The sequence below is a fragment of the Algibacter sp. L4_22 genome (assembly GCF_023473045.1).
GTDB lineage: Bacteria > Bacteroidota > Bacteroidia > Flavobacteriales > Flavobacteriaceae > Algibacter.
In genome coordinates, this window is record NZ_JAMCOK010000002.1 from 312,262 (window position 1) to 324,607 (window position 12,346).

General features: G+C 31.9%; 7 protein-coding genes. 2 read left to right on the forward strand and 5 right to left on the reverse strand.

Annotation, left to right across the window (positions count from 1 at the left end):
• Positions 1 to 4: 4 nt before the first annotated feature.
• A complete protein-coding gene (locus tag M4I23_RS05965; RefSeq protein WP_249753775.1) occupies positions 5 to 2,563 on the forward strand; it encodes a circularly permuted type 2 ATP-grasp protein in 2,559 nt (852 codons plus the stop codon).
• Positions 2,563 to 3,453: a transglutaminase family protein gene (locus M4I23_RS05970; protein WP_249753776.1), complete on the forward strand. Its 891-nt coding sequence runs from the start codon at positions 2,563 to 2,565 to the stop codon at positions 3,451 to 3,453. The genes M4I23_RS05965 and M4I23_RS05970 overlap by 1 nt, the downstream gene beginning before the upstream one ends.
• Positions 3,454 to 3,455: 2 nt before the next feature.
• Here the strand turns inward: M4I23_RS05970 and M4I23_RS05975 are convergent, their stop codons facing one another.
• From M4I23_RS05975 to M4I23_RS05995, 5 genes are all read right to left on the reverse strand, one after another.
• A complete protein-coding gene (locus tag M4I23_RS05975) occupies positions 3,456 to 4,676 on the reverse strand; it encodes an ATP-binding cassette domain-containing protein (RefSeq protein WP_249753777.1) in 1,221 nt (406 codons plus the stop codon).
• Between the two features lie 17 nt (positions 4,677 to 4,693).
• Entirely contained in the window at positions 4,694 to 5,554 is an 861-nt protein-coding gene (locus tag M4I23_RS05980) for an N-acetylglucosamine kinase (protein WP_158849781.1), read from the reverse strand.
• Between the two features lie 70 nt (positions 5,555 to 5,624).
• Positions 5,625 to 6,632 carry a type I glyceraldehyde-3-phosphate dehydrogenase gene (gene gap / locus M4I23_RS05985; protein ID WP_158849779.1) on the reverse strand — a complete coding sequence of 336 codons (1,008 nt, stop codon included), beginning with the start codon at positions 6,630 to 6,632 and terminating at the stop codon, positions 5,625 to 5,627.
• A 17-nt stretch (positions 6,633 to 6,649) separates the two neighbouring features.
• The gene (gene pfkA / locus M4I23_RS05990) at positions 6,650 to 7,636 is read right to left on the reverse strand and encodes a 6-phosphofructokinase (RefSeq protein ID WP_158849777.1); all 987 of its coding nucleotides are present in this window, start codon (positions 7,634 to 7,636) and stop codon (positions 6,650 to 6,652) included.
• Between the two features lie 203 nt (positions 7,637 to 7,839).
• A complete protein-coding gene (locus M4I23_RS05995; RefSeq protein WP_158849775.1) occupies positions 7,840 to 12,213 on the reverse strand; it encodes a translocation/assembly module TamB domain-containing protein in 4,374 nt (1,457 codons plus the stop codon).
• Between the last annotated feature and the right edge of the window lie 133 nt (positions 12,214 to 12,346).

The following is a 12,346-nucleotide window of genomic DNA, read 5'->3' on the forward strand; positions in this document are numbered from 1 at the left end:
TTAAATGACCATAGATTCGAATACACTATTTCAGAATTATTTTACCGATCATAAAAATTATGATGAAGTATTGAAATCTAATAATAAAATTAATCCTAATTGGGATAATTTACTATCAAATTTAACAAAAGCAGGTCCTGAAGAATTAATTTCCAGACAAAAGGAAATTAATTGGTTAATGGACGAGAATGGAGTAACTTACAATGTTTATAACGATCCCAAGGGCTTACATCGCGCTTGGGATTTAAGTGTTATTCCCTTTTTAATTCATGATAAAGAATGGCAAACCATTGAAAAAGGTTTAATACAACGTGCCGAGCTACTTAATTTAATTTTAAAAGATATCTATGGTAAACGTGAACTTATAAAAAACGGTATTGTTCCTCAAGAAGTTTTATTTGCCCATCGTGGATTTTTACGTCAATGCGATCAAATACAATACAATACTTCTAAAAATTTATTAATTCATGCTACCGATTTAGCACGTGGTCCAGACGGACGTATGTGGGTCGTGAACGACCGTACAGAAGCACCTTCTGGCTTAGGTTATGCATTAGAAAATAGGTTTGCTCTTAATAAGGTGGCTCCTAATTTATTTAGCGGAATTAATGTAAAACAACCAAGTGGTTTTTTTCAAGATTATAACCAAATGCTCATTGATGCAGCACCTAAAAATGTTGCGAATCCAAACATTGTTATACTAACATCTGGCCCCCATAATGAAACCTATTTCGAACATGCCTACATGTCGTCTTTTCTAGGGTATTCTCTAGTGAAAGGGAACGACTTAGTGGTTAGAAATGGAAAAGTTTGGATGAAATCTTTAAAGGAATTAAAGCAAGTTCATGTTATTTTAAGGCGTGTAGACGATGCTTATATGGATCCTTTAGAACTTCGTGAAGATTCTTATTTAGGAATTGCAGGAATTCTAGATGTTATTAGACAGAAAAACGTAAGTATTGTAAACCCAATAGGTAGCGGTGTTTTAGAGAACTCAGGACTTATTCCTTTTATGAATGCTATTTCTAAGTATTTTTTAAAGGAAGAATTATTACTTCCACAAATTGCCTCTTGGTGGTGTGGACAGGAAAAAGAACGAGATCATGTATTCAAAAATATAGAAAAGTACGTTGTAAAACGTATTGACCGATCCAATAGAGAAAGCATATATTTCTGTGAATTTTTAGATGAAGCCGAACTAAACAAATTAAAAGAAGAAATATTAGCAAATCCATATCGATTTGTAGCTCAAGATAAAATAAAATTTTCTACCGCTCCAGATTTCATAAAAGATAAATTAGAGCCAAGAAAAATTATGTGTAGAACCTTTGCTATCGCTAAAAAAGACAGCTATAGTATTATGCCTGGTGGTTTGGTTCGTGTAGCATCAGAACGCGAAGATTTAAGAGTATCCAACCAAAGAGGCGGCGTTAGTAAAGATTTTTGGATTGTTACAGATAAAGTTCAAAACCACTTCCATAATTATGCGTGGGATAACACGTTTAGAAATCAGGTTTCGGACATGAACGATTTACCTAGCCATACGGCCGAAAATTTATTTTGGTCTGGTAGATATCTTGGTCGTACATTAATTACCTCTCGCCTACTGCGAATGTGTTTAAATAAAATGCAAAGTTCGCAATTTGATAAAAGTAAAGATCCATCAGAGAGTTTAAAAATAATTTTTGAAGCCGTAACAAATATAACATCAACATTACCAGGTTTTGTTGGGAAAGGGAAAGAAGAGGTATTAAAAAATCCTTTAAAAGAACTCAACTCACTTATTCTTGATAATTTTAAAATGGGCTCTTTAGCGCAAACTTTAGGCAGTTTTAACAATAGTTATTACACTCTAAGAAACCTATGGTCTAAAGACATGTGGCGTGTATTCGATGGTATAAAAAAATTATGGAATAAGTATGATAAAACTAAAGAATATTCTGTTTCTTCATTACTAAAATTACTAGATAGTACAACAACGAGACTTATAGCTTTTATGGGTTTAATTGAAGAAAGCATTTTAGTAGATCAAGGATTATTGCTTTATTTTATTGGTTTACAAACCGAACAAGCAAGTTTAACTATTGAAAAATGCCGCTCGCTAATTGTTGCAAAATACGATGAAGATTTAGAATATGAAATGCTTGAAGCCTTGCTATCTAGTCACGAAAGTTTAAATATATACCGTTATAGCTACCGATCGTATCTAAGTGTCGAAAATGTAATTAAATTAGTTTTACTTAACGATAAATACAGCCGTTCACTAACCTATCAACTAAGTCGTATTTTAAAAGATATTGGAAAATTACCATTACCAAAAGGTATTACAGACAATTCGAAATGCTATAACCTAATAAAAGAAGCAAACCAATTAATTTCAAATTCAAAAATAGAACAGCTTTTGGAGTTAGATGAACATGGTGCTATTAGAGGTAATTTAGATGATTTATTATCCGAACTAAGCGAATTATTACACCAAACATCCTTATCTATTTCAGATACATATTTTAATCATTCCTATCAACAAACTCAATTGGTTAATCAAAACTTCCCGCTACAATAATGGTTTTTCAATTATCACATACAACAATATACAAATATGGCAATGGTGTTACATTTTGCCATAATATAGCGACTCTAAAACCCCTTGATTTTTTAGGACAAAGCATTTTAAGTTATGAATTGGAAATAAGCCCAAAACCGACTGAAATTTCAGAACGTATCGATTTCTTCGGAAATACTATTACTCGCTTTTCTATTCAGCAATACCATGAAGAATTAAAAGTTGTCGCAAAAACTAAGGTGTTAAGAGATTCTAGTCTAGCACCAGATATTTACAAATCGACTGCTGGAATGGCGATAACTCTCGAAGAAGCTAAAAAAGAGATGAAATCTATTTCCTCAGAAATTTTAGAAGTAAAACAATTTTTACTTGAATCGATTTTAATTGCTAAAATAACAAAAAATATAAAAGATTATGCTTTGGTTTCTTTCAAACCGAAACGCCCCATTTTTGAATCGGCCTTAGAGCTCATGCAACGCATTTATATCGATTTCGAGTTTGATGCAACCGCTACAAATGTAGCAACACCAATTCAGGAAGTTATGGAGAATAAAAAAGGAGTGTGTCAAGATTTTGCTCAAATCGCTATTGCCTGCGTTAGATCTATAGGTTTGTCTGCACGCTATGTAAGTGGTTATATAGAAACTTTACCGCCTCCTGGAAAAGAGAAACTTATTGGTACAGATGCTTCTCACGCATGGTTTTCAGTGTATATTCCTAAATTTGGATGGGTAGATTTTGATCCAACTAATAATCAAATACCAAAAGACCAACACATTATTGTGGCTTACGGACGCGATTATTATGATGTTCCTCCTTTAAAAGGAGTTATTTATAGTTCAGGTGAAAACAAAATGAAAGTTGAAGTAGATATTAGACCTGCTGTGTAATTCTAAGTTAGTATACTTCCAATAGAACCGTTTTCGTTTGGAACTAACTCATAAACAAATTCAGGATTTAAATTAGCCTCTTTTCTATGGGAAACATATAAAATAGCTGTATTTGTTTCTAAAGCTATTTTATTTATTAATTCGCAAAATAAAGCGGCATCGTTATCATCAAGACCGTTGGTAGGTTCGTCTAATATAAGTAATGGTGGATTCTTAACCATGGCTCTCGCTATCAATACCAAACGTTGATGACCATGTGAAAGCGATAAAAAGCATTGCTTTCTAATATCAAACATATTTAAAACCCGTAACCAATGTTGGGCAATTTTAATTTGCGCGTTCGTTGGTGTTTTATACAAACCAACCGTATCAAAAAAACCTGATACAATCATGTTTCCAATAGTATCTCGACGAGTGAAACCGCGAAGCATTTCCGAAGAAAAATATCCGATTTTTTGTTTTATGTCCCAAATACTTTCTCCACTCCCCTTTTTAACTCCAAATAATGTAATATCTTGACCGTAAGCTTTTGGATTATCACCAAAAATCATGCTTAACATGGTGCTTTTACCTGATCCGTTTGGCCCCATTAATTGCCAAAACTCTCCCGATTTAATTTCCCATGAAATGGAATTTAAAATGGCACGCTCACGATAATTAATAGATACGTTATTAAACTTTACTAAAGGGTTTAAAATTTTAGTTGGTTCATGATACTCTACAGACGGTAAGGCTTCAATAAAATGAAAAGATTCTGTTTTACTTTCAGTATTTGAAAACTCAACAAGTATATCGTCTTTTATCTGATATATGTTTTTTATAAAAGGAAGGATATCTAATTTTCGATTTGCTATTTGAACAATTGAAGTTGTTTCACTTAAAACCGTAAGCTGCTTTTCGATTTGCGATTGGGTAGCCACATCTAAATTACCAAAAACATTATCGATGACTAAATAATCTGGTTTTCCGGAAATTATATGATCTAAAAGCGCTTTTTTTCGTTCACCTTCTGAAGAATGAAGTAAACTATTTTTTGTTTCGGTCGCAACATTCATTTTACCGTGACGGATTTCTTCATCTATGAATTTATTTAAAACTATTTCAGAAAAAAGTGCACCGTTTGAACTAGAAAAACTAGGGATAAGTTCTCCTAAAAAAATAGTTTTGATAAGGCTTTCCTTATCAAAACTATTAGATATATAAATTGCTAAATGTTTTTGCAATTATCTTTTACTTTAAATTATAGATTTTTGGTATGGAAAGGCACTAGACCATCAATAGGTCTACGTTCAAAATTTCCAACTATAAAGCCCATTTCTTCACCAACTTCTTTAATTTCTTTTTGCGCAAAAAAGGCTATAGATCCAGCAAAATGTACGGGAACTGTTTTTAACTCTTCCTTAAACTGAAAAATCATGTTTTTTGCAAACAAACGAATACCATCTTTAATTAAGTTAATGGTATATTCTGAATCTTTGTGTAAGAACATAAATTCAGCAAATCCTGCTAAATAAGCATTAGGACTTGGTTGCTTGTACAAGTTGTATTTAATAAAATCGGCCTCCATATTAAACTTAGCACCAAAGGCTATTCTAACATTTTCTGGCATTTGGCCAAAGTAATAATCTCTAATTAACTGCTTACCATAATAATTTCCTGAAGCATCGTCCATTAATGTGTAGCCAAGTGATATAACACGTTGGTGCAATATTTCGCCATCATAATAACTACAGTTAGAACCTGTACCCATAATACAAACTACAGCAGCTTCTTTTGGATTGTTAATAGTAGCGTAAACGGCAGCCAAAGTATCCTCATTAACTTCAACATGCGCATTAGAAAAAATATCTTTTAAAACGGTATTTAATAAATCTTTTGCATTATCCGTACCACAACCAGCGCCATAAAAAAACACGTGTGTCACTTTTTCTGCATTCGATTTTAATTCTTTACTTTTTTTAATTAATTTATTAAGCTTTTTCTCACTTAAAATGGCTGGATTTAATCCTTTAGTACGGATTTTATCCATTAATCTATTTCCATCTTTATCTACAGCAAGCCAATCGGACTTAGTAGAACCACTATCTACAATTAAAATCATAAGTTCTTAGAATAAAAAAATCCACAGCATTATTCAAAAAAAAATAATACTGTGGAAATATATAGATAATTTATTTTACAGCACCAATATATTGAGCTAAATCAATTAATTTAGTTGAGTAACCAAACTCATTATCATACCAAGAAATTAATTTTACAAAACCATCATTTAATGCCATACTTGCGTTAGCATCGAATGTACTAGTTTTTGGTTCAGATACGAAATCTTGAGAAACTACACCTTCTTCAGTATATCCTAATACACCAGCTAATTCACCTTCAGAAGCTTCTTTTAAAGCAGCTTTAACTTCAGCCCATGGAGCTGGACGCTCTAAACGACAAGTTAAATCTACAACAGATACATCTACAGTAGGGATTCTAAAAGCCATACCAGTTAATTTTCCGTTTAATTCAGGAATTACTTTTCCAACAGCTTTAGCAGCTCCAGTTGAAGCTGGTACAATGTTGTTTAAAGAAGCACGACCTAATCTGTAATCTTTTCTAGATACACCATCAACAGTAGATTGTGTAGCAGTTGCAGCGTGAACAGTTGTCATTAAACCTTCAGCAATTCCGAATTTATCGTTAATTACTTTAGCTAATGGCGCTAAACAGTTAGTAGTACAAGAAGCATTAGATACAATTGTATTTGCAGCAGTAATTTGTTTGTGGTTTACACCCATAACAAACATTGGTGCATCTGCAGATGGTGCAGAAATTGCAACTTTCTTAGCTCCAGCTGTAATGTGTTTTTGTGCACCTTCTAAAGAAGTGAAGATACCAGTACAATCTAAAACAACGTCTGCTCCAACAGCATCCCATTTTAAATCTTCTGGGTTACGTTCTGCAGTTACTCTAATAGTATTACCGTTTACTATTAAGTTACCATCTTTAGTTTCGATAGTACCATCGAACTGTCCGTGAACAGAATCAAATTTTAATAAGTAAGCTAAATGATCTACATCTAATAAATCATTAATTCCTACTACTTCAATATCATTAGATCTAGAAGCTGCTACTCTAAAAGCAATTCTACCTATTCTACCAAATCCGTTAATTCCAATTTTTAATTTTGACATAATCGTGTTTATAAATGTTAAGTGCTCATGATATCTGAGACACGCAATAATTCTAAATTTATTTTTGTTTTTCCTTTTATGGCATTATCCAATGGTGTAAGCTCCATACTATTATTAATTAAACCTACCATATAACTAGATTTACCTTCTAATAGAGAATCTACAGCTTTAACGCCCATTCTACTTGCTAAAACACGGTCGAAACATGATGGTGACCCGCCACGTTGCATATGTCCTAACACAGATACTCTAACATCGTAACCTTCCATGTTTTCGTCAACATAATCCTTAAGTTCAAAAATATTTTTACCTATTTTATCACCTTCAGCTACAACAACAATACTAGATGTTTTACCTGTTTTTCTACTACGCTTTAAAGATTCTACCAAACGCTCTAATCCTAAATCTTCTTCAGGAATTAAAATTTCTTCGGCACCACCAGCAATTCCAGTATTTAAAGCAATATGCCCAACATCACGTCCCATAACCTCAATAAAAAATAAACGGTTATGTGAACTTGCAGTATCTCTAATTTTATCAATAGCCTCTACTACTGTGTTTTGAGCCGTATCAAAACCTAAAGTATGTGATGTTCCAACAATATCATTATCGATAGTTCCCGGAATCCCCATTACAGGAAAACCAAACTCTTCGTTAAAAACCAATGCTCCAGTAAATGTACCATCACCACCAATAGCCACTAAAGCATCAATTCCTGCTTTGTTTAATTGATCGAAGGCTTTTTGACGGCCTTCTTTAGTTCTAAATTCTTTTGAACGTGCAGATTTTAAAATCGTCCCTCCTTTATTGATAATACCTTTAACGCTACGGGCATCCATTGGTTCGAAATCACCTTCCATTAAACCTTCGTAACCTCTATATATCCCAAAACATTCTATATTATGGTAAGCACAAGACCTTACTACAGATCGGATGGCGGCATTCATACCAGGAGCATCTCCTCCTGATGTAAACACTCCAATTTTTTTTATTTTATTTGGCATTTATTTCTTTGAATTAAAACGTAAATTTAATAAAGAAAAAGTATATAATCATACTATTTGTACTGTTTTATTCATTGTTTTTACTATAACGTTTTAGTAATAAATTATAAATAACATGCTATTTTAACCTCAAAAAATTAAACAATAACCAATTTGAGTTAATTTAAATGAGAATTTTTAAAAAACTTCTAGTCTGTTGAAGCCTATTTTACAGAAATAAAATCAGGTAAGGCGCTTTCCGCTTCTTTCTTAGGTTGCTCCAAGACTTCATTTTCGGTTTCGGATTTCTTTTTGAATATTTTTTGAAGTAATTCTCTAAATGTATCAAAATCCACATTATAAGAAAGTCCTACACCCTGGGTATATCCAATATCTTCACCAAAATTACGTATACTGTTTTCACGATTGAAGACTTTAGCTGTTAAAGTTCCATCATCATTTAAAAGAAAAGACACTTCTACATCGCCAGCAATAACCGTATCACTAGCTCCACCGACAGGAACACCAACTTTACCATTAATAAGCACACGGTCGCTAATTTGAGTTTGAAGCGTTAAACCTACTCTATCATCGGTTTGATAATCGGGAGTGTTTTGTCCAGCTTCATAATTTAAGCCTAAATTAAGTTTGCCATCACCATTAGAAAACACACTATTAATAATGCCATTAAGTCTTTCTGCAATAGTACCAGAGAAATTAAGCTCATCTATACCTCCTGAAAAGGAACCTGTTGAAACTAAATACAAGGCTTGATCCTGACGATCACTCTCCGACTCTAAACGATAATTTAACTCAGATTTTATAGTAGAATTTACATTAGGAAACTCAAAGCTGAAATCTGGAATAGGTTGCTCTAAATTTCCAGTTAAGGCAATATTTAACTCAACAGGAATGGTTCTATTAATAGGAGTATCAAGCAAAGGCGATGGATTAGCTTGTGTTTTGTAAACAGCTTTCATATTAATTAAGGCATCAAGCGGATCGCCTTCCCAAGCTAAAGTGCCACCGGGTTGTACTATAAATTGTTTTTGGACAAAGCCACCATAGGCAAAATTATAAACCCCTTCGAACACCGCAAAATCCCCCCACATATTAAACTTACCATTAGTATTAATTTCAACCAACAAGCCTCCACGTCCTCGTCCTTTTAAAGAGTGACCAGAATTTTTATCAATAATAATTTCAACTTCAGCATCTTCGGTAACATCCAAATCAAAATCGAGTTCTAATCCTTTTATTTCCTCAAAAACAAGCTCTATACCTTTATTTCTCGCTTCTTTTTCTTCTTTTGTAATAAAATGAATAAAAGTATTATCTCCAAAAGATTCGGCATCGTTTAGCGGTATTTTAAATACTGTACCTGCTTTTGTTTCGCCAATTACATTTATTCTTAACTCGGAGGTTGGCCCAGAAATACTAGCTTCTCCTCCAATAAACCCCGTACCATAGTACAAGGCATCTTCGGTTTCTTTAGTGTCCAAAACCAATAAGTTTTTAGTTGATAGATCGAGGCCTAAACTCCATTTACCAAAATTAACATGGCTTAAATCTCCTTTAAGTAATCCTTTAGTATTATACTTAGTATCGGTTATATTGATATTATTAAAAATAAAACTTTGATTTTTTAAGGAAACGGAAGACTTTTCCGCAAAAGCGTAATCTACATTTAAAAAAGGAATACCCAAACCGGCATTTTTTAATAAAAGCTCGCCATTAAAATTAGGTTTAGCTAAATCTCCAACTACTTTTACTTTTCCTTCGGCCTTACCCCTAATATTACTTAAAACATCTCTTAATAATGGATTTAATGGATATAAATCGAAACCATCGAACATTAAATCGACATCAATTTTAGATTGTTTTCCGGCTACATAAATATCTCCTTTTGCTGTAAAGGAATCCGAATCGTCATTTTTTATTGTAGCATCTACGCTATAATTTGTAAGCGATTCGTTACCAATAATATTAGCATCGAAAGAACCAAGAAGAAAATCGTTCACCCTAAAATTGTCAATTATAATACTAGAATTCGGTAAATAATTGCCATTTTGCTGCAATAAGTCTAACTTTCCATTTACATTTCCTGATAAGGTTAAACTATCAATATCTGGCGTTATTTTAGTTAAATCGACATTTGTAAAATTAAGCTTTAAATCTTTTTCTGTTGAATCCCTAAGAAAACCCGAAAGTCTAATTTCTTCATTATTATGATTAATTCTAAACTTATCTATATTGAATTTTGTAAACTTTTTATCAAAAGATATTTTATGGAACTTATCTTGTAATTCATTGATGTTCCATTTATTATCCTTTATTGTAACATCCGATTGTTTAAAACCTATAACAGATTCATTTGCTTCATTTATAGTATGATAAAAACTTAGGTTGTAATTATCTTTATTACGCTTTCCACCTTTAAATTCCGATCGCATAAACAACGTATCATTAACGGTAACATTAATTAAATTAAAATTAGAAACATTGTAATATTTGGTATTTAAACTATCGATTTCTACGAACGTATTAAAAACTGGATTACTATTATCTACTTGCAACTCGATGTTGTTTGCAAAATAATTTGAAAGTTTAATTTTAGGTGATTTAAAAGTGAGTTTAAATTGGCTTTCATCACTTTCTACTTGCCCACGAATAAAAGTGTTTTTTGCCAATTCCAGTTCTGGATAAATAACTTCTACAATTTTATTATAAATTGTGAAATTAAAATCGATACTTTGATTGTCTTCTATCTTATTTGGAATATAATTAGTATAAATGTAGCCAATAGAATTCTCGAACAATTTTTTAAGCTCCTTAAACTTAAACCGCCCTTTAAGCTCGCCTTCAATAATATCTGGCGAATTAATTTCTATGTAACGTAAACCTTCGCTAAAACGAGAAGAAACATCAAATTTATCGAAATAATACGTATCGTTTTCATTTTTATACTTCGTTTTTCTAAATGAAATTTTACCGTGAGCATCATCATAATTACTCGCGTTCATATTCATTTTTACAACACTTCTAAAAATGGAAATACTATCTTTTTTAATGAAGTTTAATGCATTTAAATTGGCATAATCAACCTTGGCTTCAAAATCGTATTTATTTATAGCTTCTGAAAAATCTACAAGCCCAGTAAAATTAAGTTTTAAGTTTTTATCGTTGGTAATAAGGTTTCCGTCAAAAATGTTGTTTTTTACATTTCCAGCTACTTTAACACCTTGATATTTATAGTTGTTATATTCAATTTCAAAAACATCACCTTTTACCTTAGTATTAATAGTTTTAGTGACAAAACCATTACCATCTACATCAAAATTTAAAGACGCTCTACCAACTTCTGGCGCATTTAAAAAGGTCCCGAAATCGAACTCAGTAAAAATAATATTACCTTTGTAAGCAGCATTATCAATATCGTTTATTTTGTTTATTTCTAAGTTTGAATCTACAAAACCCAACTCGGTATCGATCTGAATATCTGCAACTACAGTAGACGATGTAACTTGAGAATTGCCAACAACCGTAAAATAGCCTAATCTATCAAACGATGACGGAATAGCAGCTCCCAAGACATTTGGCAACAAACTTTTTAAATCTTTATAAGTAGATGATAGGTTTCTAAAATTACCCGTCATATAAAAATTACCTTCCTCCTTATTAAACAAGTTTTTAAAGTTAATATCTCCGTAAATTCGGGTCTTTCTATTGGTATTTAATTTTAAATTATAGGTTTGTAGATTATTTAATGTTCCAGATATTTCGGTACTAAAAGTTGCGGTTTGATTTACACCAAACTCGTTATAAAAAGTATTCAATTCATCTAACTGAACTTTAGAATCTTTAAAACTTGCAGACACCAAAACCTTATCTGTAAAGTATTTAAAATCCGCTCTATCGTACGAGAACTTCAAATCGCCTTTTAATTCAGAATTTGGGGTTTTAATGTCTAGGTTAGCAAAATTCATTTCGGTTAAGGTGTAACTAAAATTAGTCATCATATTCTTTACCGTAACGCCTCGGCTATCCCTAAAATTTAGAGTGTTTATTCTGGCATTTACATCGCTTCCATTAATTAAAAAATTGGTAGCGTTAATATTTAAATCTTCAAAATGAAGTATTTTTGTGGTCTCTCTATTTTCATCTAAAAGCATAAAAACACTGTTATAAATAGAAACATCACTGGAAGATAATAAAAAACTGCTTTTTTCTGTTCTTGGGTTATCGCTATCAAATCGAGCAACAAAAACATCTAGATTGGTATCAGATTCTCCTTTATAAGTTTTAATATAAAAATTAAGGTTCTCAATATCAATATCACCAAATACGAGCTGCCCATTCACCAAGTTTCTAACACCCAAAATAGACGTATTTAATTCAGCAATACTTATAAGTGTATCTTGTTTATAATCTTGAATATAAATTTGTTTAAGCTCCACATCTCCATTAAACTGCAAGCTTACTTTATCAACATTTATATTGGTTTTAAAATCGTTATTTATACGCTTGGTTACGTAATTTCCAAGCCCAGTTTGTATGGCAGGAATAGAAAGAATCAACACCAAAATGATGAATAGCATTAGCAATATACCTGCTATTTTTAATAGTATTTTTAGAAATTTTTTGATACCCTTATCGTTATAATTTTATTTAGAATAAACTATTTTTGCAATTCGAAATAAATAGAATCTATTAATTCATTTATTCGGATTC